20 protein-coding genes are annotated in these 22,940 nt (G+C 71.1%); 12 read left to right on the top strand and 8 right to left on the bottom strand.

All coding sequences use genetic code 11. From position 1 onward, the window contains the following. Position 1: 1 nt before the first annotated feature. The 3 genes from ABIA35_RS13965 to ABIA35_RS13955 all read right to left on the bottom strand — a co-directional run bounded on the left by ABIA35_RS13965 (position 2) and on the right by ABIA35_RS13955 (position 2,759). Complete coding sequence (locus ABIA35_RS13965) at positions 2 to 565, bottom strand: DUF1990 family protein (RefSeq protein WP_370358143.1); 564 nt, start codon at positions 563 to 565, stop codon at positions 2 to 4. Between the two features lie 26 nt (positions 566 to 591). Then, positions 592 to 1,659: an alpha/beta hydrolase gene (locus ABIA35_RS13960; protein WP_370336719.1), complete on the bottom strand. Its 1,068-nt coding sequence runs from the start codon at positions 1,657 to 1,659 to the stop codon at positions 592 to 594. A gap of 224 nt (positions 1,660 to 1,883) precedes the next feature. Then, complete coding sequence (locus tag ABIA35_RS13955; RefSeq protein ID WP_370336721.1) at positions 1,884 to 2,759, bottom strand: YihY/virulence factor BrkB family protein; 876 nt, start codon at positions 2,757 to 2,759, stop codon at positions 1,884 to 1,886. 118 nt (positions 2,760 to 2,877) lie between these two features. On the opposite strand from ABIA35_RS13955, the gene ABIA35_RS13950 reads away from it, so the two are divergent. Then, on the top strand, positions 2,878 to 3,738 hold the full coding sequence (locus ABIA35_RS13950) for a DUF72 domain-containing protein (RefSeq protein WP_370358142.1): 861 nt from the start codon (positions 2,878 to 2,880) through the stop codon (positions 3,736 to 3,738). Positions 3,739 to 3,847: 109 nt separating this feature from the next. Here the strand turns inward: ABIA35_RS13950 and ABIA35_RS13945 are convergent, their stop codons facing one another. Continuing rightward, a complete protein-coding gene (locus ABIA35_RS13945) occupies positions 3,848 to 5,155 on the bottom strand; it encodes a hypothetical protein (protein WP_370358141.1) in 1,308 nt (435 codons plus the stop codon). 159 nt (positions 5,156 to 5,314) lie between these two features. Between ABIA35_RS13945 and ABIA35_RS13940 the strand changes: the two genes are divergently transcribed. The 5 genes from ABIA35_RS13940 (at position 5,315) to ABIA35_RS13920 (ending at position 12,344) form a co-directional block, all read left to right on the top strand. Further along, positions 5,315 to 5,701, top strand: coding sequence for a hypothetical protein (locus ABIA35_RS13940; RefSeq protein WP_370358140.1), 387 nt, complete (start codon positions 5,315 to 5,317; stop codon positions 5,699 to 5,701). Positions 5,702 to 5,711: 10 nt separating this feature from the next. Then, a complete protein-coding gene (locus tag ABIA35_RS13935; protein WP_370336729.1) occupies positions 5,712 to 6,875 on the top strand; it encodes a cystathionine gamma-synthase in 1,164 nt (387 codons plus the stop codon). 131 nt (positions 6,876 to 7,006) lie between these two features. After that, positions 7,007 to 7,966, top strand: a complete 960-nt coding sequence (locus ABIA35_RS13930) for an EamA family transporter (protein ID WP_370358139.1) — start codon at positions 7,007 to 7,009, stop codon at positions 7,964 to 7,966. Positions 7,967 to 8,068: 102 nt separating this feature from the next. Continuing rightward, positions 8,069 to 11,353, top strand: a complete 3,285-nt coding sequence (locus ABIA35_RS13925; protein WP_370358138.1) for a hypothetical protein — start codon at positions 8,069 to 8,071, stop codon at positions 11,351 to 11,353. A gap of 25 nt (positions 11,354 to 11,378) precedes the next feature. After that, a complete protein-coding gene (locus tag ABIA35_RS13920) occupies positions 11,379 to 12,344 on the top strand; it encodes an ROK family protein (protein ID WP_370358137.1) in 966 nt (321 codons plus the stop codon). A gap of 110 nt (positions 12,345 to 12,454) precedes the next feature. Here the strand turns inward: ABIA35_RS13920 and ABIA35_RS13915 are convergent, their stop codons facing one another. Together ABIA35_RS13915 and ABIA35_RS13910 are read right to left on the bottom strand one after the other, a co-directional pair. After that, positions 12,455 to 14,104, bottom strand: coding sequence for an MDR family MFS transporter (locus ABIA35_RS13915; protein WP_370358136.1), 1,650 nt, complete (start codon positions 14,102 to 14,104; stop codon positions 12,455 to 12,457). Continuing rightward, positions 14,097 to 14,648 (bottom strand): MarR family winged helix-turn-helix transcriptional regulator, encoded by a 552-nt coding sequence (locus ABIA35_RS13910; RefSeq protein WP_370358135.1) that lies wholly within the window; start codon positions 14,646 to 14,648, stop codon positions 14,097 to 14,099. The genes ABIA35_RS13915 and ABIA35_RS13910 overlap by 8 nt, the downstream gene beginning before the upstream one ends. Before the next feature lie 137 nt (positions 14,649 to 14,785). Here ABIA35_RS13910 and ilvA point away from each other — a divergent pair, with 137 nt between their 5' ends. From ilvA to ABIA35_RS13890, 4 genes are all read left to right on the top strand, one after another. Further along, positions 14,786 to 16,006, top strand: a complete 1,221-nt coding sequence (gene ilvA / locus ABIA35_RS13905; RefSeq protein WP_370336740.1) for a threonine ammonia-lyase — start codon at positions 14,786 to 14,788, stop codon at positions 16,004 to 16,006. A 139-nt stretch (positions 16,007 to 16,145) separates the two neighbouring features. After that, complete coding sequence (locus ABIA35_RS13900; RefSeq protein ID WP_370336742.1) at positions 16,146 to 17,165, top strand: ATP-binding cassette domain-containing protein; 1,020 nt, start codon at positions 16,146 to 16,148, stop codon at positions 17,163 to 17,165. Then, positions 17,162 to 18,019, top strand: coding sequence for an ABC transporter permease (locus tag ABIA35_RS13895; RefSeq protein WP_370336744.1), 858 nt, complete (start codon positions 17,162 to 17,164; stop codon positions 18,017 to 18,019). The genes ABIA35_RS13900 and ABIA35_RS13895 overlap by 4 nt, the downstream gene beginning before the upstream one ends. Before the next feature lie 108 nt (positions 18,020 to 18,127). Then, positions 18,128 to 20,221: a protein kinase gene (locus ABIA35_RS13890; protein WP_370358134.1), complete on the top strand. Its 2,094-nt coding sequence runs from the start codon at positions 18,128 to 18,130 to the stop codon at positions 20,219 to 20,221. A gap of 149 nt (positions 20,222 to 20,370) precedes the next feature. On the opposite strand, the gene greA is transcribed toward ABIA35_RS13890, so the two are convergent. Further along, the gene (gene greA / locus ABIA35_RS13885; protein WP_370336748.1) at positions 20,371 to 20,865 is read right to left on the bottom strand and encodes a transcription elongation factor GreA; all 495 of its coding nucleotides are present in this window, start codon (positions 20,863 to 20,865) and stop codon (positions 20,371 to 20,373) included. Between the two features lie 188 nt (positions 20,866 to 21,053). Next, complete coding sequence (locus tag ABIA35_RS13880; RefSeq protein ID WP_370358133.1) at positions 21,054 to 21,452, bottom strand: DUF4307 domain-containing protein; 399 nt, start codon at positions 21,450 to 21,452, stop codon at positions 21,054 to 21,056. Positions 21,453 to 21,551: 99 nt separating this feature from the next. Between ABIA35_RS13880 and mca the strand changes: the two genes are divergently transcribed. Then, entirely contained in the window at positions 21,552 to 22,490 is a 939-nt protein-coding gene (gene mca, locus ABIA35_RS13875) for a mycothiol conjugate amidase Mca (protein ID WP_370336751.1), read from the top strand. Between the two features lie 10 nt (positions 22,491 to 22,500). Then, entirely contained in the window at positions 22,501 to 22,863 is a 363-nt protein-coding gene (locus ABIA35_RS13870; RefSeq protein ID WP_370358132.1) for a hypothetical protein, read from the top strand. The last annotated feature ends 77 nt before the right edge of the window (positions 22,864 to 22,940 follow it).

Genomic DNA, 22,940 nt, shown 5'->3' with positions numbered 1-22,940 from the left:
CCTAGCGAGGACCGACGGCCATGGCCAACAGGTACTTGTTGGTATAGCGGTTCTGGATTATTCGCGTAATGGGGCCGCCTAAGCGCGAATACCAGAGAGCCGGCTGGGAGAACGCCATGACGGTGAATTCGACGAGCCCTTCTCCGCGCGTCACGTAGAAGGCTTCGCGTCCGCGTTCCGGATGCCCGGGCAGTGTCTCGTAGGCGTACCCGGCGTGGTCCGCGCCGGCGAAGTCCGCGGCGATCACCCGGAAGGGAGCGCGCAGCCGGACCAGCCCCGCGACCCGCGAGAGCAGTCGTCCTTCGAGCCCGACCGCAGGGACCGGCAGGGGAGTGAAGCCGTGTGCGGTATCGAACTCGAGCCGCATTCCGGCGCCGACCTGCGGTCCCCAGGCCTGGAGCATCGCCCTGGCCCGCTCGAAGGCACGGTCCAAAGCCGCGTCGCCGGGGTCGAAGGAGTGCGCGAGCGGGATCGAGCGGCGGAAATAGCGGTAGCCGTCGGGGGTCGGGCCGAGGGCGGCGTCGCCGGGATGGACCGGATCGCCGGGCTGGATCGGCTGGATCATGGTGATGCGGCCGCCCGGCTCGCCGATCAGCTTCCGCTCGGCGGCGAGGTCACCTCGTCGCCGCGGCCGAGCGCGATCAGGGTCAGGTTGGCCAGCGCGGTGTCCCCGGTGCGCAGGTAGTCGCTGTGGCCGCCGTTGCCGGCGTCGAACCGCCGGGCGCCGAAGGCCGGGTCGACCGGGTCGTCGCCGAAGCCCACGGAGACGCCGAGCAGGTTCACCTGGACGTGCGGGACGTCGGCGATCCCGTCGTTGGCACCCCGGCCGGCCCACACCCGCGCCGTGGTGTCCAGGTCGGACACCGAGCCCACGCCCATGCCCGGGGAGCCGAAGACCGCGATGTCCGTGACCTTCACGTGCGGCGCGGCCTGGCCGCACAGCACCGAGCCGTAGCTGTGGCACAGCAGTGAGACCGGCGCGGGGTTGACGGAGTGGATCTGCGCCAGGAACGACTTCAGCGCCCGCGCGCCGGAGTCGGCGTGTCCAAGCGTGGCGATGTGCATGCTGTCCATGCTCGGCGGGTCGTAGCCGAGCCACCCGATGACCGCCAGCGAGTCCGGGCTCGCCCCGTCCTGCATCGCCTGGTGGTACAGCGCCTCGGCGCCGACCCCGGGGCCCTTGGCGCTGTCGAAGTTGGACAGCGTGTTGCCGGCGCCCGGGACGACGACCGCGATCCGCTTGGCGTGCACCAGGTCGCCGACCACCTCGATGCCCCGGCCGTCGCCGGTGGGGTCGAAGGACAGGAAGTCGCGGGTCGGGACCGCCAGGTTGCGCAGCGCGTGCGCCAGCGCCGGGTCGCCGCCGAACTCGGCCTCGTTCGCGGCCTTCGCCATCGCGGCGCGGTTGATGTCATAACGCTCGGTCAGGGCGGAAGCACTCAGCGTGGGGAGTTTGGGCAGCGGGCTGTAGGCGATGGCCGCGTGCGCGGGACTGCTGGTCACCAGGGCGGCACTCAACGCGATCGACACCGCGAGGGTCTTGCGGGGGATACCGTGCGGCATGATCTTGCCGGGGCGCAGGTGGTCGATCTGGTGCCGCAGAAGGCCGTGCGGGAACAATGCGGACAGGCCGATGCGGGCAGAATCGAGCAGGCGCATCGCATCGGTTCCTTACAGCTTAGGTGGGATTCAGGCGATCCTACGCGATCCGCGGAGTGCCACGGGACCGGCTCGCTTGATCGCTTCTCGCAGATCAGCCCCATAGCCGCCCGGTATCCGCCTGGAGAAGATCCGGACTCGCCCAACGATCATCTGGTGTTGATCCGGGTTTGTCGAGGGTCACCGGGCGTATATCCCAGTGCGCCAACTGAGGGACCGCTGGATCAGTCGAACAGCGATCGCGGCCATGACGCGCGCGCCCGGACCACATCGGTGGCCACGGCGATGAGTGTCAGCCGGGCCTGCAGATAGATCCAGGCCAGCAGACCGAGGACCAGTCCGAAGACCCCGTACAGGGTCGAGGCGTGGCGCAACTGGTGCGCGGCGATGAAGCCGCCGAGGTATTGCAGGCCCTGCCAGAACAGCGTCGTGAGGATCGCGGCCAGACGGAGATCCCTGGCCGCCACTTCCGGCGCCGTGGCCGTGCGCATGCCCAGCCAGAACAGCAGCGCGGTGAGCACGAACGAGGCGGCCAGCAGGACGATCCGCAGGCCCCCGCTGAAGAACTGTCCGCTGGCCCACTCGCCGAGCGCGGTCAGCGCGGTCGTGGACAGCACCCCGAGCCCCATCGTCCCGATGATCCCCAGGCTGCGCAGCCAGGACTGGGGGAATCCCGGCCGCCGGTCCTCCGGCACGCCCCAGAGCAGGTTCATCACGTACTGCGCGGCGTTGGCCAGCCCCAGCGAGCCGATGACGGTGACGACGATGGAGATCACCAGCGCGACCCCGTTGCGTCCGAAGTCGTGGATGTTGTTCTTCAACTGCTCGCCGATGACCGGGAAGTCGACGAGGGCGGAGTTCAGCACGTCCTGCTGCAGCTTCGGGTTCGAGCGCAGGATGACGCCGAGCACCGTGGTGAGGATGAGCAGCAGCGGGAACAGCGAGACGAACGCGAAGAAGGTGAGCATGGCCCCCAGGAAGCCCGCCTTCGCCGTCTGCAGCTCCCGGAACACCGCGACCGGGAAGGCCAGCGTGCTGTGCCGCTGCTGGAATCGGTCGACGCGGCCGGTCAGGGCGCGCAGCCGGGACAAGAACGCCATGGCCCTCATATAAGCACTGGTGAACCTCTGCGCGGACCACACCACGCTGACTCCCCACGGAACGCCAGACGCATCTTTCGCGCCGGCCCCATCCAGGGCGTTCGCTAGGCTCGCAGCCATGAAACTGCACGTCGGCTGTGCGATGTGGACCTTGGGGCCGTGGCAGGGTCGGCTGGTGCCCCATCCGCTGCCGCCGCGCGAACGCCTGGCCGCGTACGCGACGCTGTGCAACGCGGTAGAGGGCAACACCACCTTCTACGCCACGCCGTCCCGCGCCACCGTCGAGATGTGGGCCGCGCAGGCCCCGGAGGACTTCCGCTTCCTGCTCAAGCTGCCGAAGCCGGTCACCCACGAACGCCGCCTCGGCCCCGACGTCTTCGCCCCGGACGGCGCCCTGCACGGCTTCTTCACCGCGATCGAACCCCTCGGCCGCCACGCCGCGCTGTGGATCCAACTGCCGGCCGGCTTCGGACCCGCGGACCTGCCGACGCTCGCGACGTTCCTCAGCCGCGTCCCGAAGGGCTATCGCTACGCGGTCGAAGTGCGCCACCCCGCCTTCTTCGGGGACTCGCGCGCCGAACGGGACTTGGAGAAGCTGCTGACCGAGGCGGACGCCGAGTGGGTGCCGTTCGACACGCAGGTCCTGTACGCGACCCCACCGACCAGCGACGCCGAGCGCGAAGCCTGGACCAAGAAACCGCGGCTCCCGCGCCGTACTCGAGCTCTGACTCGCTTCCCCGTGGTGCGCTACATCGGCCGCGACGACGCCGACCTCACCGCCGAGGGCTGGCAGCCGTGGGCCGGCATCACCGCGGAGTGGCTGCGGGAGGGGCGCTCGCCGACGGTCTTCATCCACACCCCCGACAACGCCGACGCCCCGCTGCTGGCCCGGCGGTTCCACGAGGACGTGCGACTGCGGGTGCCGGAGGTGGAGGCCTTGGCGGAGCCGATGCCGGTGGGGCCGCCGACGTTGTTCTAGTACGCGTCTGGTTTTCGTCTGGTATCTCGGTGCTGATTCGGTCGAGAGCCTGCGCTTGGCAACAGGTTCCTGATTTCCTTGGCGGCCTCGCGGGCGGTGTCCGCGGTGCCTACTTGGTGCAGGTGATCGAGGCGATCTTCATCGTGCTCGTGTCGAGGGTGAGCGTGAACTTGCTGAGCTCCTGACCGGGCTGGTCCGGGTGCCACATCGGCCAGGTGACCATCTTCAAGGTCGTCGTGGAGCCGGAGGTGGTGGGCGTCGAACCGTCGGCCACCTCGACCGCTCCGGGCACCTTGTTCGCGCACAGCAGCGGAACCGGGCCGGTCGCCGACCACGCGGCGGTGAGAGCGGCGTCCGAGACGAAGTACGGCTGGATGGCGGCCTTGGCGTCGACACCGAGCGAGGTCTGGTCTGCGGCCAGGCGGTAGTACTCCATCAGAGCGTCCGCGTACTGCGACGGGTGCGCGCTGTCAGTCGCAGACGGCTTCGCGGCGCATGACACCCGCGAGATCTTGGACGAGCCGAGGTCGACTGCCATCGAGCCGGTGAAGCCGACCGGCAGGCCCGGCTCTGCCGGATCGGCGATGGTCCTGACCGGGGCGGGCGAGTAGTCCCAGGCACTGGCGGCGGAGGTCGCGCCGGTCAGGGCGACGATCCAGAAGTCCGGCACGTCCTGCGTGCAAGTCTCCCTGTTGTAGTCCGTGTCGGCGGGCTTCCACGTGGCGAACGCGGGGGTGAAGTAAGGCATTGATTTGTCGTTGAGCACCGCGGTGTCCATGTTGGCCGTCGCGCCGTAGTACGCCGCGATCGGCGAGATGCCCGGGAAGTCCGCGGCCTTCGGCGTCCCGCACGACACGCCCTTGATGACACCCGTACCCGGATCCACGGTCACGGTGATCTCGCGGCCCCCGGCCTTCGCACCCTGATAGAGCGTGACGGGGACGGTCGTCGTCTCGCCGGAGCTCTGCACCGCTCCGATGGCGACGCCGTCGTACTTGGCCGTGCCGCAGTCCATCAGCCGGTCGGCCCCGGTGCCACCCGAGCCCCACAGGGCCTTCATCGTCGTCGCGCTGTCGAAGTCGGCGGCGAGTTCCTTCGGATCGGGCGTCATCTGGAAGAGCTGCGGCGCCGGAGCGGTGACGCCCTCCCCGTACACGGCGGCCACCTTGGCGCGCATGGTCTCCAGCTGGTCGGCGCTGAACGCGGCCGGCGTGCCCGAAGCGCCCGAGGCGCCCGAGGCATCCGACGCGGTGCTTGCCGGGGTGGTCGCCGTGGCACTCGGCACCGTCGCGCTCGCCGAGGTCCCCGCCGCCGTCGGAGCGCCCCCCGGCGCCCCCTTCGACGTGCTGCTGCACGCCCCGAGGCCTGCGACCAGCGTCGCGGCGACCGCGGCTGTGGCGATGCGTGAGCGCATCATCGTTTGTTCCCCTCCCGGATGGACCATGCTGTCGCCTGTATGACGTGCGATCGCTTCGGAGGTTGCGTGGCGCTGTGCGGGCAGTTCGCCGGCGTGCGATGTCCCAAAAGCTAGGTATCGTCCTTTTCGGGTGATACGACTGGGGCTCGGGAGGCGCCGATGGGTTCGCTGATCGCGGGAATGCTCGACGGGCTCGGCATACCGAGCGGGCTGGCCGGTGACACCACGCCCTACGTACCCAGTGCTCCGGTGCAGATCGGCACGTCGACGCCGCGGCACGGGGCGGCCGAGGCCGGGGCGTGGCAGGTGCTGCTCGTGCTGTTCGCGCTGGTGCTGGTCCTGGGTGCCGCGGTGCTGATGTACGTCGTGCGGCAGCGGACTCGGGTGCTGGATCGGCGGCGGGTACGTCGGATGGGTGAAGCCGCCGCTCTGATGGCCGAGATGGAGGCCATGGAGGGTGAGGCCGCGGTCGCTGCCACCCTCACCCCGACCACGCCACCGCGCACCACGCCCGCCACACCGGGCCGGCCCGCGCCGAACGCGTAACCTAAGGCCCATGTCCGCATCTGACGCCCACGCCAACGCCGCCTTCGAGACCCTGGCCATCCACGCCGGCCAGGACCCGGACCCGCTGACCGGCGCCGTCGTCCCCCCGATCTACCAGGTCTCCACCTACAAACAGGATGGAGTCGGCGGCCTGCGGGGCGGCTACGAATACTCGCGCAGCGCCAATCCGACCCGCAAGGCGCTGGAGGACTGCCTCGCCGCCGTGGAGGGCGGCCGTGTCGGTCTGGCCTTCGCCTCGGGTCTGGCCGCCGAGGACTGCCTGCTGCGGACCGTGTGCGTGCCCGGCGACCACGTCGTCATCCCGGCTGACGCCTACGGCGGCACCTTCCGCCTGTTCTCCAAGGTCCTGTCGCGGTGGGGCCTGGGGTGGACCGCCGCCAACATGTCCGACCCGGCCGCCGTGCGGGCCGCGGTGGTGCCCGGCAAGACCAAGGCGATCTGGGTCGAGACGCCCTCGAACCCGCTGCTGGGCGTCGCCGACATCGCGGCGCTGGCCGGGGTCGCGCACGAGACCGGGTCGCTGCTCGTCGTCGACAACACGTTCGCCACCCCCTACCTGCAGCAGCCGCTGGCCCTGGGCGCCGACGTGGTCGTGCACTCGACCACCAAATACATGGGCGGCCACTCCGACGTTGTCGGCGGCGCGCTGGTGGTGTCGGACGAGGAACTGGGCGCGGAGCTGACCTACCACCAGAACGCGATGGGCGCCATCGCCGGCCCCTTCGACGCCTGGCTGGTGCTGCGCGGCGTCAAGACCCTGGCGGTGCGCATGGACCGGCACTGCTCCAACGCCCAGCGCATCGCCGAGGCGCTGGCCGCGCACCCGAAGGTGACGGCCGTGCACTACCCGGGCCTGCCCGACGACCCCGGCCACGAGGTCGCGGCCAAGCAGATGTCCGGCTTCGGCGGCATGATCTCCTTCCGGGTGGCCGGCGGCGAGCAGGAGGCCGTCGACCTGTGCGGCCGCACCGAACTGTTCACCCTCGGGGAGTCGCTCGGCGGCGTCGAGTCGCTGATCGAGCACCCCGGCCGGATGACCCACGCCAGCGCCGCCGGCTCTCCGCTGGAGGTGCCGAACGACCTCGTCCGGCTCTCCGTCGGCATCGAGTCGGTCGACGACCTGCTGGCCGACCTCCTGCGCGCTCTGGGCTGATCGCGGGGACGTCGTCGCGCCGGATCACCACTCCGGACAAGGGCCACTCGCTGTCGAGTGGCCCTTGTCGTTGATCCCGAAGATCCCGCAGGCTGGCCGCGTACGGTCAGGGGCGTGGAGGGATCAGGGCTATGACAGTCGTCCCCGAGCAGGGAGCTGCTCACTCGAACGGAGCAACGCCGCGAACGCGGCGAGTGCAGCCGACGCAGCAGATGACGACGGCCGCCTGGGCCGCCCTCGCAGCGGTGTACTTCATCTGGGGTTCCACCTACCTCGCGATCCGCTACGCCATCGAATCCATCCCGCCGCTGTCGTCCGCGGCGCTGCGCTTCACTCTTGCGGGCCTGATCCTCGGCACCTTCCTCGCGATCCGCCGCGGCCCCTCGGCGCTGCGCGTCACGCGCGGGCAGCTGGCCTCGGCCGCGCTGATCGGCACCCTGCTGCTGCTCGGCGGGAACGGCTTCGTGGTGCTCTCGGAGCAGTACATCCCCTCCGGGACCTCCGCGCTCCTGGTGGCGTCCGTGCCGCTGTGGATCGTGGTGTGGCGTGCCGTGGCCAAGGACCGGCCGACCCTGCCGATGCTGGTCGGCGTCCTCATCGGCTTCGCCGGGCTCGTGGTCTTGATGCGTCCCGGCGGGGGCGGGGCCCACAACTACGTGCTCGGTGTCGTACTCGTGCTCATCGCCTCGATCAGCTGGGCCTTCGGCTCGGTGGCGTCCAAGGCGTGGCTGACGCCGCCGAAGGACCCGTTCGTGGCGTCGGCGTACCAGATGGTGTTCGGCGGCATCGGCTGCGGCATCGCGGCGGTGCTGCACGGCGAGCACTTCCACCCCGGCGCGATCACCGCCACGTCCGTCTGGGCGACGGTTTATCTGGTCGGCGCGGGATCGCTTGTGGCGTTCTCGTCCTATGTGTGGCTATTGAAGAACGCGCCGATTTCCACAGTAGCAACATATGCATATGTGAACCCTGTTGTCGCCGTCGCACTTGGGGCGCTCTTCCTGAGCGAGACCATCACCGTCGCGGTGGTGGTCGGAGGGCTGATCGTGGTGCTCGGAGTGGCCGTGGTGATAGCCGCGGAACGCAGGTGAGAGGCCGTCCGGTGAACGTCCGGGGCGACTAGACGAAAATACGCTTCGCAGGACTGTCCCCCCGCTGTCCAAGGGGTCGAACACTGTGCACAATTAGCCGCCGTGGCAGGTATATCGGGAGTCTCCGCGGGCATCGTCCTGGCTGGTCGCTACACCTTGTCCCGGCGGCTGTGGCACCGCGGGATCGGAGAGCTGTGGCTCGCCTCCGACTCGGTGCGCCGGCGCCGGGTCTGGATCCAGATCTCGGCCTCGGGCGGCCTGGAGAACGCGGTCTCGGCGCTGACGCACGTCGAGCATCCGGCGATCGCCGTGGTCCGCGAGGCCGGGCAGAAGCGCATCGCGCACGAGGACCGCGTGGTCACCGACCACGATCAGCACTCCCACAAACTGATCCACAAGAGCGACAGCTACATCGAGTTCGCGGTGTACGACCAGGACAAGGGGTCCTCGCTCACCGCGCGGCTGATGAAGAGCGTGCTGACCTCGGCCGAGATCGGCGTCCTGGCACTGAACGTCGCCGAGGTCTTCGAACGCGTCCACGCCGCCGGCCTGGTCCACGGCTGGATGCACACCGACTCGATCTGGCTCGGCAAGGACACCGTCTTCGTGGACCTGGCCCTGGGCCTGGCCTTCGAGGGCGACGCGGCCGCGGTCGCCGCCGAGGCCTCGAGCGGCTTCCTGACGGCGGCACGCCTCGGCGGCGCGGCGGCCACCGCCGCGGACGACGTGTACGGGCTGGCATGGCTGCTGTACACGGGGGTCTTCGGCTGGCAGATCGTCCGCGAGGACATGGAACGCGCCCGCGCCGAGGCCGCGGGCTCGGCCGCGGCGGCCGGCTCGGGGCTCGGGCAGGGGCGCGGCCACGGCCACGGCCATGACCATGGCCACGCGCAAGGCCTGGAACTGGCCGGGGGAGCGGCGATCGCCGGCGCGGCCGCGTCCTACGACGCCGCCATGCTTCTGGCCTACCGGCGCGAGATGGCGGTCGGACGCCTGACGGAGTACTTCGGCGACAGCTCGGTCCTGGCAGAAGCCTTCGCACTGAGCCTGTCGGAGGAAGCCGGCGCACGTCCGTCGATGGCCGAGGTCGTCGAGGCACTGCGCGCGCACCCGGTCGCGGACCTGGCGCAACCGACGATCGTGGTGGAGCGCGCGGCCGCAGCCGCGGCGGCCCTGGCCCTGGCGGCGGAAGCAGCCGAGGCGGAGGCGCACTCGGAATCGCTCGGCGCGAGCGTCGAGGACGCGGACTCGGGCGCCTGGACGCCCGCGGTGAGCCCGACGGCCGGCGCCGCACGCAAGGACACGATCCCGCTCGCCGAGGCGGAGGCCGCCACAGCAGCGGCGGTCGCCCTGGCGGTGGCAGAAGCGGAAGCGCGGGCGGACGCGGCGCGCGAGGAAGCCATCGCCCTGGCGACGTCGGCCGCAGTGGCGGCAGCCCTGGCCGAAGCCGAGGCATCCCACGCACGGGTGGACGAAGAGGCGGTCTCGCTGGCATCGGCGGCGGCGATCGCTGCCGCCCTGTCCGAGGCCGAGGAACGACACGCGGCCGAACGCGAGGCGGCGGTCGCCACAGCCCTGGCCGACCAGCAGTCCGCGACAGCGGAGCTGACCGAGGCGGCCATCGCCGCAGCCGTCGCCCAGGCCCTCGCCGAAGTCGAGGCCGCCCACGCCGCGTCGAACGAGCAAGCGGTCACCGCCGCATCGGAGGCCGCCGTAGCGCTGGCACTCGCCGAGGCGGAGGCCACGCACCACGCGGAGCTGGAGGCGGCCGAGGCGCGGCATTCGGCGACGCTGGAGTCGACGCGGGCTGAGCACGCTTCGGCCGGCGAGGAAGCGCTGGCTGTCGCGACCACTGCCGCGGTGGCGGCCGCTGTCGCTGAGGCTGAGGAACGGCATCGTGCCGAGCTGGAGTCGACGCGGGCTGAGAGCCACGCCGAGTCCGGGGAAGTCGTGGTGGCTGCGGCTGTTGCGGCGGCGGTGGCTGAGGTCGAGGCGCGGCACCGTGGCGAGATGGAGGCTGTTGAGGCGCGGCAGGCTGCTGCGATCGAGGCCGCTGTGGCCGCCGCGGTCGCCGAGGCGGCTGTTGCTCGCGCCGCCGAGGTCGAGGCGGCTCGCGCCGAGGCCGCCGAAGCTGCGCGGGCGGGGCAGTCCGCCGTGGTCGAGACCGCGGTGATCGCGGCGCTCGCCGAAGCGACCGTCGCTCATGCCGCGGAAGTCGAGGCGGCTCGGGCCGAGGCCACGGCCGCCGCCGAGACGAAGCAGGCCTCTGCGATCGAAGCGGCCAGTGCGGTGGCGGTGGCGGCGGCGCTGGCCGAAGTGGCGGCATCGAGCGCCGAAACCCAGCAGCTGCCCGCGCAACGCTCCACCGGGGCGGCGACTGCGACCGGCGCGCTGGCCGGCGGTGTTGCCGGGTTGGTGATCGGCGCGGAGCTGGCCGGTTCCGAAGCCGCGGCGGCAGGTGCGACCGGTGCGGCAACCGGTGGTGCGGCAACAGGTTCGGCGAGCGGAGCGACCGGCGCGGCATCCGGTGCCTCGGCCGGCGGTGCGACAACCGCAGCCGCCTCGGGCGGCTTCATAGCCGGCTCGTCCACGTCGGCCGGCGGATCCTCGGGCGGCCTCGTCGCCGGAGCGTCCCCGAAGCCGCGTCCCTGGGCGCTCGCCTCCGGCGGCGTTCTGGTCGGCGTTCTGGTCGGCATCGGCATCGGCTACGCCGTCCACGGCAACAACAGCCACTCCTCCGCGTCGGGTCCGTCGACGAACTCGTCCACCTCCGCAGCCGCAGGCGGCTCCTCGCTCCCGAGCGGTGCGAGTACCGCCAGCACCGCGAACACCGGCGCGTCGGCCGGGGTTCCCAGCATCTCGCCGAGCGGGTCCGGCAGCGACACGGCCGGCGGTTCGAGCGCTTCGAGCAGCCCGAACGCCGGCGCCTCCGGCAGCACCGGCGCCTCCACCGCCGGCTCGACCGCCCCCGGCGGCGTTCCCACTGCGCCGAACACTGCGCCGAGCACAGCGCCGAACACCGCCCCGAGCTCAGCACCCGGCGCGCCGGGTACCGCCCCGAGCGCCCCCGGCGCCCCGAGCACCGCACCCAGTGCCCCCAGCACCGGCCCCGCGGCGCCCGGCCTCCCGACCAGCCCGCAGCAGTCGGAAACCCAGATCACCACCATCATCACCACCCAGGTCACCGTCACCAGCGCCCGGAGCAGCCTGACCAACATCGTCAACCAGCTGCGCAGCACGCAGGTCGGCTCCAACGCCTACAACCAGGCGCTGGCCTCGCTCGCCCGGACCATCACCTCGCTGGAGAACCAGGGGTCGATCACCTCCTCCACCGCGCAGGCGCTGCGTCAGCAGGAGACGTATCTGCAGGGCTTCTCTGGAAGCTGATACAAAACCGCCTAAGGTGTGCAGCATGACGGCGACTGACACCTCCGGGGGCGCCCCGGTACTGGCGATCGACATCGGCGGGACGAAGATGGCGGTCGGGGCCGTCGACGCGCTGGGGGAGGTGCTGGCCTCCTTCCGGGCGCCGACGCCGGCCGGGGCGGGGGCGGACGGCGAGGCGCTGTACGCCGCGCTGCTCGACGCCGTCGATCACCTGCCGTACCAGCGCGACGCCTACCGTGCGGTGGGCGTCGGCTGCGGCGGTCCCATGCGGTGGCCGGCCGGGGAGGTGTCGCCGCTGAACATCCCCGGGTGGCGCGGTTTCCCGTTGCGGTGGCGGCTGGAGGCCGACTTCCGGCGCGACGTCCGGCTCCACAACGACGCCATCTGCCTGGCCGCCGCCGAGCACTGGCAGGGTGCCGGGCGCGGGGCCGCGAACATGCTCGGCATGGTCGTCTCCACCGGCGTCGGCGGCGGCCTGATCCTCGGCGACCGCCTCATCGACGGGGCCAAGGGCAACGCCGGGCACATCGGCCATGTCGTCGTGGACCAGGAGACGCCCTGCGCCTGCGGCGGTACCGGCTGCCTGGAGGCCGTCGCGAGCGGTCCGCGGATGGCCGCGTGGGCGGCGGCGCAGGGCTGGCGCGCCGGCCAGGAAAGCCGCACCGGCAAGGACCTCACCGACGACGCCCGGGCCGGCGACGGCATCGCCGAGGCCGCGTTCACCCGCGCCGGGACCGCCCTGGGCGTCGCGATCGCCGGGGCGGCGGCCATGTGCGACCTGGAGTTGGTGACCATCGGCGGCGGGATCGTGCAGGCCGGCGAGCTCCTCTTCGAGCCGCTGCGCGCCGCGCTGTACCGGCACGCGCGCCTGGACTTCACCAAGAACCTGAAGGTGGTCCCGGCCGATCTGGGCCAGGACGCCGGTCTGGTCGGCGCCGCGGCGCTGATCCTGCGCGGGGACGCGTACTGGTCGGCCGACCGCGTGGACTAGCGGCGGGAAAGACGGAGTAGAGCTAAAGCAGAACACTGCGGCGCCCGGGGAAACTCGGGCACCGCAGTGTTCTTAGTTGTGCGCACTAAGTATCCGGCAAAGCGGAATCGTCAGTGGGCCAACGCCGGGGCCTCCACGTCGGCGGCGCTCTGCTTCGAACCGCCGGCCGGAGCCATCGAGCGCAGCTTGTGCTCCTTCAGGAACCAGCTGGCGAACCAGGCGAGCAGGCTGAGCACGGACCCGAACAGGAACACGGTCGACAGCGCCTGCGTGAAGGAGTGGACCAGCACGTGCTGCACGGACTGCGGCAGCTTGGCCATCAGGCCCTCGCTCTGCAGGATCGCCATGCCGTGGTCGCGCACCGGGGCCATCGCCGGGCTCGGGCCGGCGTTGGTCTTCAGGTGGCTGGTCAGCTGGTTGGTCAGGATCGCGCCCATGACGGCCGCGCCGAAGGTCTGGCCCAGCGAGCGGAAGAAGGTCGAGGACGTGGTCGCAACGCCCATGTCCTTCATCTCCACCGCGTTCTGCACCGCCAGGATCAGCACCTGCATCGTGGCGCCCAGGCCCAGGCCGACGATGAACATGAACAGCGCGCCGGTGAAGAACGTGGTGTTCTCGTCCATGGTGGTCATCAGGCCCAGCCCGATGGTGGTCACCGCGATGCCGGCGATCGGGAAGAACCGGTAGCGGCCGGTCCGGCTGATGATGCGCCCGGAGCTGATCGAGGTGGTCAGCAGGCCGACCATCATCGGCAGCATCCGCAGGCCCGCCTTGGTCGGGCTGTCGCCGTTCACGACCTGGAAGTAGAACGGGATGTACATCATCGCGCCCATCATCACCATGCCGATGAGGAAGCCCATGACGCTGGACACCCGGAACACGTCGCCGCGGAACAGGCGCATCGGCAGGATCGGCTCCGGCGTGCGGATCTCCCACATCACGAAGGCCGCCAGGACCACGACGCCGGCGATCGCCAGGCCGATGATGACCGGGGAGCCCCACGCGTACTGCTGGCCGCCCATCTGCGCCGCCAGGAGCAGGCACACCACGCCCGCCACGACCAATGTCGCGCCTATGTAGTCGATGGTCGCCTTCACCCGCCGCTTGGGCAGGTGCAGCACGGCGCTGATGACGAACAGCGCGATGATGCCGATCGGCAGGTTCACGTAGAACACCCAGCGCCAGCCGGTGATGCCGATGATCGAGCTGTGCTCGGTGAAGATGCCGCCGAGCAGCGGGCCGGCCACCATCGCCAGCATGAACACGCCGCCGAACAGGCCCTGGTACTTGCCGCGCTCGCGGGGCGGGACCACGTCGCCGACGATGGCGAAGGTCAGGCCCAGGATGCCGCCGGCGCCCAGGCCCTGCAGCGCGCGGAAGGCGATGAGCTGGTCCAGGTTCTGCGACAGGCCGGACAGCGCCGAGCCGGTCAGGAACAGCGCGATCGCCGTCATGTACAGCGGCTTGCGGCCGAACAGGTCGGAGAGCTTGCCGTAGATCGGGGTCGCGGCGGTCGAGGCCAGCACGTACGCCGTGGTCACCCAGGGCATGCGGGCCAGGCCGTTCTGGCCGCCGATGTCGCCGATGATGGTGCGGATCGCGGTGCTGACGATGGTGTTGTCCAGCGAGGCCAGCAACAGGCCCAGCATCAGCGAGCCGAAGACCACCAGGATCTGCTTGTGGCTCATGGTGGAGCCCTCGGCGACCGGGGGCGCCGGAGGGCTCGCTAGCTTCTCGGATATTTCGGTGGTCTCACTCATTCGCGGTTCTTTCTGCCGTTGAGGGGCCGTTCTGGAGTTGTGTGGGAGGAATGTCAGAGCTCTGTGATTCGGGGTTCTTGGCCTGCTCCTGCGCCTTGGCGACGATGGCGGCGAAGTCCTCGACGTAGCGGTTCATCAGCAGGCCCAGGGTCCGCAGGTCCGCGGGGTCCCAGTGCTCGAAGCCCTCGCGCATGGCGTCGATGCGCTTGTGCCAGAAGTCGTGGATGTGCTTTTGGCCCAGGTCGGTCAGGTGCAGCTGGGTGGCGCGGCCGTCCTTGGGGTCGGCGACCTTCTCGACCAGGCCGTCGGACTCCAGGTGGGCCACGTGGCGGGAGACCGTCGACTGGTCCAGGAACAGTTCCTTGGCCAGGTCGCTGGAGCGGATCGGGCCGCACTTGGCGAGCATGCTCAGCGCGGCGATCTGGCCGCCCTCGGGCTCCCGGCGGGAGCGCATGATGCGCTGGAAGAGCATGCCCATCGTCTTGCCGAGTTCGCTGTACTCCTCGTCGGTCAGAGGCTCGCTGCTCAACGGCTCGCCGCTCATGGTCCTTCTCGTCTCCCGCCGAGTCCTGCCGCGCCCGAATGCTTGGTTGCTGCAAGCATATACCTGGATGCATGCGCCATGCAAGTAGTTTCGGAAGGCCGCTCGTGGGGCTGGCGATCACCTGCGAGACTGGGATCATGTCAACGGCGACTGTGACCCTGGAAGACATCGAGCGGGCCCGTGACCTGCTCGAAGGCGTGGCGCGGCGGACGCCCCTGGAGGGCTCCCGGAGTATCTCGGAGCGGGTCGGCGGACAGGTCCGCTTCAAGTGCGAGAACCTGCAGCGGACCGGATCCTTCAAGATCCGCGGCGCCTATGTGCGGATCGCCAACCTGTCGTCGGCCGAGCGCGCCAACGGCGTGGTGGCGGCCAGCGCGGGCAACCACGCGCAGGGCGTGGCGCTGGCGGCATCGCTGCTGGACAGCAAGTCGACCGTCTTCATGCCCGAGGGCGCGCCGCTGCCGAAGGTGGCCGCGACCGAGGCGTACGGCGCGCACGTGCGCTTCGCCGGGCACACCGTGGACGAGGCGCTGATCGCCGCGCGGGCCTTCGCCGCCGAGACCGGCGCCACCTTCATCCACCCCTTCGACCACCCCGACGTGATCGCCGGGCAGGGCACGGTCGGCCTGGAGATCCTGGAGCAGTGCCCCGAGGTGCGCACCATCGTGGTCTCGGTCGGCGGCGGCGGGCTGCTGGCCGGGGTCGCCGCGGCGGTGAAGGCCACGCGGCCGGACGTCCAGGTGATCGGCGTGCAGGCGGCCGGCGCCGCCGCCTACCCGCCCTCGATGGCCGCCGGCAAGCCGGTGCAGCTGGCCGAATTGGCGACCATGGCAGACGGGATCAAGGTCGGCCGGCCCGGCGACCTTCCCTTCGAACTGATCACCCGGCTCGTCGACGAGATACGCGTGGTCTCCGAGGAGTCGCTGTCCAAGGCCATGCTGGCGCTGCTGGAACGGGCCAAGCTCGTGGTGGAGCCGGCCGGCGCCGCGGCGGTCGCGGCGGTGATGGACGACGCCCGCGCCTTCGACGCCCCGGTGGTCGCCCTGCTCTCCGGCGGCAACATCGACCCGCTGCTGATGATGCGCATGATCCGCCACGGCCTGGTCTCCGCCGGCCGCTTCCTGGCCCTGCGGCTGCGCATCCCGGACCGCCCCGGCGCGCTGGCGAAGCTGCTCAGCGAACTCGGCGAGGCGGACGCGAACGTGATGGACATCGAGCACCTGTGGACCCGGCCGTCGCTGGCCTTCGGCGAGGTCGAGGTGGCGCTGCAACTGGAGACGCGGGGGATCGCGCACGCCGAGACGCTGATCTCGCGGCTGCGGGCTGCCGGGTATCAGCCGGAGCCGACTTCTTTCTGAGGCGCGGTTTCGCCCGGGCAGAACAGATGTGAACGAGCGCCGGAAGGGATCCGGCGGGGCCTCACCGCTTCATCCATTCGGCCTACCGCCGGTGATCGTCCGCGCACCTGCTGTCGGACCCCTCATCTACGGTCGGTCTATGGCAGCCATCGAGGCCGAGGGTCTGGTCAAGATCTACGGCGGCGACAAGAAGACCAAGGAGGTCCGCGCCCTGGACGGCGTGGACCTCGCGGTGCCGGAGGGCACCATCCTGGGCCTGCTCGGGCCGAACGGCGCGGGCAAGACCACGGCGGTGCGCGTTCTGACCACCCTGCTCAAACCGGATGCCGGGACGGCGCGGGTGCTCGGGATCGATGTGCTGCACAAACCGAACGAGGTGCGGCGGGCGATCGGGCTGTCCGGGCAGTACGCGGCGGTCGACGAGAACCTGACCGGCCGGGAGAACCTGGTCATGGTCGGGCGGCTTTACCACATGGACAAGGCCGCGGCCCGGAAGCGGGCCGGGGAGCTGCTGGAGGAGTTCGCGCTCACCGATGCCGCCGACCGGCCGTCCAAGACCTACTCCGGCGGTATGCGGCGGCGGTTGGACCTGGCCGCTGCGCTGGTGGTGAAGCCGCCGGTGATCTTCCTGGACGAGCCGACCACCGGGCTGGACCCGCGGACCCGGATCGCCATGTGGGACGTGATCGCCGGGCTGGTCAAGGGCGGCACGACGCTGCTGCTCACCACGCAGTACCTGGAGGAGGCCGACCGGCTGGCCGACTCGATCGCGGTGGTGGACCACGGCAAGGTGATCGCGCGGGGGACCGCGGACGAGCTCAAGGCGCAGATCGGCGGGGAGCGGCTGCAGATCGTGGTCTCCGACCGGGAGCGGCTCGGCGAGGCCGCGGAGCTGCTGACCCGGATGGGGACGGCCGAGCCGCGGGTGCACGAGTCCACCCGCGAGATCCTGCTGCCGGTCTCCGGCGGGGCGCAGCTGCTGGTCGAGGCGATCCGGCAGTTGGACGCCCTGGGCATCGCGATCGACGACGTGGCGCTGCGCCGGCCGACTCTGGACGACGTGTTCCTGCAGCTGACCGGCCGGGCCGCCGAGGCGGACGAGGAACGGCCGGCCGAGGAGTTCGACGAAGGCCACGAACCGCAGGAGGCGCTGCGATGAGCTCGGACACGCTGGCCCCGGCGCCCCCGCTGGGCGGCCGCGGCCCGGCCACGGCGCTGCACGACGCCTGGGTCGTCACCCTGCGCAACCTGCGCCGCATGACCAGGATCCCGGAGATCGTGGTCTTCTCCTCGATCCAGCCGATCATGTTCGTGCTGCTGTTCGCGTTCGTCTTCGGCGGCGCGATCCCGGTGCCCGGCGCCGGCGGCGAGACCGCCTACCGGGAGTTCCTGCTGCCCGGCATCTTCGTGCAGACGCTCGCCTTCACCGCCGCGACCACCTCCGTGGGTCTGGCCGACGACCTGCACAAGGGCCTGATCGACCGGTTCCGCTCACTGCCGATCTCGCGCTCGGCGGTGCTGGCCGGCCGGACCACCGCCGACTGGCTGCAGAACCTGTTCGTGCTGCTGGTGATGGCGATCTGCGGGCTGGCCGTGGGCTGGCGGATCCACGACGGGTTCCTCAAGGCCGTGGCCGGGTTCGCGCTGCTGATGCTGTTCGCCTACGCGATGAGCTGGATCGGTGCCACGATCGGGCTCTCGGTGCGCACCGTGGAGGCGGCCAACACCATCGGCTTCATCTGGATCTTCCCGCTGACCTTCCTGTCCAACGCCTTCGTGCCCTCGCGCAAGATCTCGCCGCAGTGGCTGCAGGACGTCGCCAACTGGAACCCGGTCTCAGCGACCGTGCAGGCGCTGCGGACGCTATGGGGAAACCCTGACGGGTATCCCCCTGGGGCGAAGCTGCCCTGGCCGATCGCGCACGCGCCGTGGGTGTCGCTGTTCTGGTCGGCGCTGATCCTGCTGGTGTTCGTCCCGCTGTCAGTGCGCAAATACCGCTCGGTATCCACGTGATATCGAGCACGATCCTGGCATGATCGATCACATCGGCAACCGACCCCGATGTTCAAGCGTCTTATTCTTGGGGAAAGGGGGCGCAACAAACAGCAGCAGGGGGGACCGATGACAGGACCTAGACCGGGCGAGGTGTTGAACGACCGGTACGAGCTGATCGACCGCATCGGCGGCGGCTCGATGGGCGAGGTGTGGCGCAGCCGCGACCTGGTGCTCGGCCGGACCGTCGCGGTGAAGATCGTGCTGCCCGCCCTGCTGGACGCGCCGACCTTCCGGGCCCGCTTCGTGGCCGAGGCCCGGGTCATGGCGATGATGGACCACCCCGGCATCGTCCGGGTGTACGACTACGGCTACACCGACGCCACCGATCCGGACACGCCGGGCGCTGCGTTCCTGGTGATGGAGTTCATCGAGGGCGAGTCGCTGGACCGGGTGCTGGCGCGCACCGGGGCGCTGGAGCCGCGCTTCGCGATGAAGGTGCTGGCCTCGCTGCTGGACGCGCTGGGCGCCGTGCACCGGACCGGTGTGGTGCACCGGGACGTGAAGCCGGCGAACGTGATGCTCACCTCCGGCGGCGTGGTGCTGGCCGACTTCGGCATCGCGCGCTCCCCGGAGTCGCTGGGGCTGACCGCCGCCGACGCGCTGATGGGCACCGTCCCCTACCTGGCGCCCGAACTCTTCCACGCCGAGCCCCCGACCTCGGCGGCCGACGTCTACGCGGTCGGCATCCTGGGCTACGAGCTGCTGTCCGGCCGCCAGCCCTTCCAGGCCGCCAGCACCGCCGCGGTGATGTACATGCACATGCACGAGCCGCCGCCCCCGTTGCCGGACTACGTCGCCACCCCGGTCGCCGAGGTGCTGTGGCACGCGCTGGAGAAGGACCCCTCGCACCGCTGGGCCGACGGCGCCGAGATGGCCGAGGCGGTGCGGCACGTGCTCGCCGGCCCCGTGGAGGCCGGCGAGGACCTCGGGGCCGAGCCCGGTCTGGACGGCCGCTACGGCGGCTACGCCGGGATCCCGAGCGGGTACGAGGACACGCTGACCGACTCCGGCGGACGCCGCCGCCGGCGGCCCGTGGCCGAGGGCGGATACGCGGCAGCCGGGGGTGCTGCCGGGGCCGCTGGAGTCGCCGGAGCCGCCGGGGTTGCCGGAGCCGCCGGTTACGCCGACGGGTTATACGGCGACGCCGTCGGCCCGGACGGCCGCTACGGTCGCGACGCGGCGTTCGGGGAGAGCGCCGCGTCCGGTTTTGGTGCCCGGCACGGCCGCGGGGACTATGAGGGCGAATATCCCGGCTCTTACGGTCACGCCGGCGCCCTCGGAGAGACCGCGCACATGAACGCGATGCCCGGCGGGGCGCCCCTGGACGGCACCCGGGTCTACGACGAGCGAATAGCCCCGATGGCGGACTCCGGGGGCCGTGGCGGCCACGCCGCGGACTTCTCGGACGGGACCCGCCTCTACGACGGAATGGCTCCGATGGCGGACTCCGGGGGCCGTGGCGGCCATGCCGCGGACTTCTCGGACGGGACCCGCGTCTACGACCTCCCGGCCGCGATGGCCGACTCCGGCGGCGGCCGGCACGCGGGCCCGGTCACCCACCACGGTGCCAACGAGCCCCCGATGCCCCCGATGCACTCAACGCCTCCGACGCCCCCGATGCGGCGGCGCGGGGCCGAACCGCACCAGGGCGCCTCAGGCGCCTCCGCCGGCTACGGCGGCCGTGGCGGGGGTCTGCGGCCCGACATGCGGCGCAAGGCGCTCATCACCGCGGCGGTGGCCCTGCCGGCCCTGCTGGGGCTGTCCGTGGCGCTCGCGGTGAGCTCCTCGGGGAAGTCGCCCGACGGCGGCGCCCCCGGTCCCGGCCCGGCGCAGCAGACCGATGTGCCGACCGCCGGCACGGGCACCGACGACACGGTGCCGCCGACCGAGCCGGTGCCCACCTCGACCAGCGTCTACGGGCACACGTACCCGCACCACACGTACACCACGTACCCGACCGCCGGTCACTCCACGGGCTACGGGGCGTCCTCGACCGCGACCGATCCGACCAGCACCGGCAGCCGCTCGGGCCAGCCCACCGACACCGGCTCCACCGCCAGCTCCAGCCAGCCCGGGCTGCCGAGCTCGACCAGCTCGTCGCAGGGCACGACCACGCCGCCGTCCTCGGCGTCGTCGCATCCCTCGACCAGCTCCAGCTGAGCCGCCGACCGGCCGGCCAGACAAACAGACAGACAGACAGACGCAGCGAGCGGCCCCCGCGTGAACCTCACGCGGGGGCCGCTCAAGCTTGGTCGGCGGCTCGGCGGCTCGATGGCTCGGCGGCTCGGCCGGCGGGTGCCGGACGCCTCTCAGCCGGTGTAGGGCTTGGCGTCCAGCAGCTTGACCTTCATCGGCTTGCCGTTCGGCAGCTCGTACTCGGCCTGCTCGCCGATCTTCTTGCCGTTGATCGCCCCGCCCAGCGGCGACTTCGGCGAGTAGACCTCCATGTTCTCGGCGGCGTCCTCGCGCGAGCCGAGCAGGAAGGTCAGGGTGTCGTCCTCGTCGCCGTCGAAGGCGATGGTCACGACCGCGCCCGGCACCGCGACGCCGGACTCCACCGAGTCGCCGACCTGGGCGTGCTCCAGGAGCTGGGTGAGCTGGCGGATGCGCAGCTCGATCTTGCCCTGCTCCTCCTTGGCCGCGTGGTAGCCGCCGTTCTCGCGGAGGTCGCCCTCTTCGCGAGCGGCCTCGATCTTCTGCGCGATCTCGACGCGGCCCGGTCCCGACAATTGCTCCAACTCGGCGGTGAGCCGGTCGTAGGCGTCCTGGGTCAGCCAGGTGACGCTGTCGTTGGTCTGGGTCACGGGTACTCCTAGGGTTCTACACATTGAGGGATCGTGCTTCGCGGTCACTCATGCTTCGCAGTCGCGCATGGTTTCCGGTCACGCATGGTTTTCGGTCGGACACTGCTTTTCAGTCAGACACAGAATGGCGATCGTAACAAGGAGCACGGACGGATAACGGCGGGTTAATCACCCATGGACCGCCGGGGCTAGGTGAGCTGGCAGTCCAGGACTTCGCCGCTGATGGCGCGGCTGCTGGTCCGGATCGTCGCGCTGAGCACCTGCGTCTGTCTGCCCGCGGGAACCGGGACGTCCAGCCGGCCCACTTCGTTCCCGCCGTAGTCGCGGGCCCGGACGGTGCAGGTCGCGGGCTTGCCGTGGTCGTGGTTGTCCACCTGGAAGTGGACGTCGACGCTGTGGTCGGAGGCGACCTGGTAGCCCAGGACGGTCGCGGTCAGCGGGGGCGCGGCCTGCTTCAGGCCGATGTACGACACCACGCCGGTGAGCGCGAGGACGCCGGCCACCCCCAGGGCGATGCGCGAGCGCCTGGTCAGGCCGGAGGAGCGCGCGTAGCGCGCGACCACCTCGTCCTGCACCTCGGACGTCAACGCGGTTCACCTGGCTTTCACGGGCGGGGGCGATTCGGATGTGCGTAGTGTCGGATCCGTGCGTCAGTATATTCGGGCGGCTACTGATGGAGGAACACCGTGACGCACGAACTGCGCCTGATGACCGTCCACGCGCACCCGGACGACGAGTCCAGCAAGGGTGCGGCCACGAGCGCGCGGTACGTCCGCGAGGGCGTGGACGTGCTGGTCGTCACCTGCACCGACGGCTCCCGGGGCGACATCTTGAACCCGCAGCTGAAGAAGGACCCGGCCGTGCAGGCCGCGATCGAGGCCGACCTGCTCGAGGTGCGCCGCAAGGAGATGGACGCGGCCCGCGAGATCCTCGGCGTGCGCCAGGAGTGGCTGGGCTTCGTCGACTCCGGCCTGCCCCAGGGCGACCCGCTGCCGCCGCTGCCGGAGGGCTGTTTCGCCCTCCAGGACGTCCAGACGGCGGCCGAGCCGCTGGTCAGGCTGATGCGCCGGCAGCGTCCGCAGGTGGTGGTCACGTACAACGAGAACGGCGGCTACCCGCACCCGGACCACATCATGACCCACAAGATCACGATCGCCGCCTTCGAGGCGGCCGGGGACCCGGAGAAGTACCCGGACGCCGGCGAGCCGTGGCAGCCGCTGAAGCTGTACTACGACGTGGCCTGGTCCGTGCAGCGCATCGACGCCGAGCACCAGGAGATGCTGGACCGCGGCCTGGAATCCCCCTACTGGGAACTCCTGAAGGAGCGCGAGAACTGGCCCCAGCGGGAGATCACCACCCGCGTCCCGGTCGGGGACTACTTCGAGACCCGCGACGCGGCCCTGAAGGCCCACGCCACCCAGATCGACCCCGACGGACCGTTCTTCCGCACCCCGAACGACATCCGCCGCGCGGTCTGGCCGACCGAGGACTTCGAACTGGCCCGCTCGGTGATCGACACCACGCTGCCCGAGGACGACCTGTTCGCGGGCGTCCGCGAGCACGAGAAGGCCCAGGGAGCGGTCCCGGGGCAGGGTGTGCACGAGCCCGCCGGAGTCTGCTCGTAGACTGCGGGACATGAACGCTGTGTCCGGATTGCTCACCAACGCCCAACCGGTGCTCGCCGACAGCGGCAGCCTCGACAAGACGAAGCCGGGGCTGGTCGCGTTCCTGATCGTGCTCGCCCTCGGCGTGGCCCTGTGGGCCCTGCTGAAGAACATGGGCAAGCAGCTCGGCCGCGCCCAGGAGCACTTCGAGGCCGAGGACGCGGCGCTGGCCGCGCAGGCCGCCGCGGTCCCGGCGACGGTCGGCACCGCCGAGGCGGTGGCCGAGGTGCCGAAGCAGGACGGGCCCAAGGGCGCCGGTGCTGCGGCCAAGGCGAAGGCGAAGGCGGCCGACGCCAAGGGCGCCACGGATGCCAAGGACGCCGCGGCCGAGTAGCCGAGTAGCCAGGGCCGGGGCTGGGCCGCGCGGCCGAGTCGCGCTGCTGTGGTGCGGGTTCGGCCATCGGCCGGCCC

It is taken from the genome of Catenulispora sp. MAP12-49 (assembly GCF_041262705.1).
Classification (GTDB): Bacteria; Actinomycetota; Actinomycetes; order Streptomycetales; family Catenulisporaceae; genus Catenulispora.
This window is presented reverse-complemented; position numbering and strand designations above follow the sequence as displayed.

What these genes read in the sequence shown, in the direction of transcription:
- ABIA35_RS13965 (WP_370358143.1), bottom strand. Translation starts at nt 565, where the DNA reads ATGATCCAGCCGATCCAGCCCGGCGATCCGGTCCATCCCGGCGACGCC.
- ABIA35_RS13960 (WP_370336719.1), bottom strand. Translation starts at nt 1,659, where the DNA reads ATGCGCCTGCTCGATTCTGCCCGCATCGGCCTGTCCGCATTGTTCCCG.
- ABIA35_RS13955 (WP_370336721.1), bottom strand. Translation starts at nt 2,759, where the DNA reads ATGGCGTTCTTGTCCCGGCTGCGCGCCCTGACCGGCCGCGTCGACCGA.
- ABIA35_RS13950 (WP_370358142.1), top strand. Translation starts at nt 2,878, where the DNA reads ATGAAACTGCACGTCGGCTGTGCGATGTGGACCTTGGGGCCGTGGCAG.
- ABIA35_RS13945 (WP_370358141.1), bottom strand. Translation starts at nt 5,155, where the DNA reads ATGATGCGCTCACGCATCGCCACAGCCGCGGTCGCCGCGACGCTGGTC.
- ABIA35_RS13940 (WP_370358140.1), top strand. Translation starts at nt 5,315, where the DNA reads ATGGGTTCGCTGATCGCGGGAATGCTCGACGGGCTCGGCATACCGAGC.
- ABIA35_RS13935 (WP_370336729.1), top strand. Translation starts at nt 5,712, where the DNA reads ATGTCCGCATCTGACGCCCACGCCAACGCCGCCTTCGAGACCCTGGCC.
- ABIA35_RS13930 (WP_370358139.1), top strand. Translation starts at nt 7,007, where the DNA reads ATGACAGTCGTCCCCGAGCAGGGAGCTGCTCACTCGAACGGAGCAACG.
- ABIA35_RS13920 (WP_370358137.1), top strand. Translation starts at nt 11,379, where the DNA reads ATGACGGCGACTGACACCTCCGGGGGCGCCCCGGTACTGGCGATCGAC.
- ABIA35_RS13915 (WP_370358136.1), bottom strand. Translation starts at nt 14,104, where the DNA reads ATGAGTGAGACCACCGAAATATCCGAGAAGCTAGCGAGCCCTCCGGCG.
- ABIA35_RS13910 (WP_370358135.1), bottom strand. Translation starts at nt 14,648, where the DNA reads ATGAGCGGCGAGCCGTTGAGCAGCGAGCCTCTGACCGACGAGGAGTAC.
- ilvA (WP_370336740.1), top strand. Translation starts at nt 14,786, where the DNA reads ATGTCAACGGCGACTGTGACCCTGGAAGACATCGAGCGGGCCCGTGAC.
- ABIA35_RS13900 (WP_370336742.1), top strand. Translation starts at nt 16,146, where the DNA reads ATGGCAGCCATCGAGGCCGAGGGTCTGGTCAAGATCTACGGCGGCGAC.
- ABIA35_RS13895 (WP_370336744.1), top strand. Translation starts at nt 17,162, where the DNA reads ATGAGCTCGGACACGCTGGCCCCGGCGCCCCCGCTGGGCGGCCGCGGC.
- ABIA35_RS13890 (WP_370358134.1), top strand. Translation starts at nt 18,128, where the DNA reads ATGACAGGACCTAGACCGGGCGAGGTGTTGAACGACCGGTACGAGCTG.
- ABIA35_RS13870 (WP_370358132.1), top strand. Translation starts at nt 22,501, where the DNA reads ATGAACGCTGTGTCCGGATTGCTCACCAACGCCCAACCGGTGCTCGCC.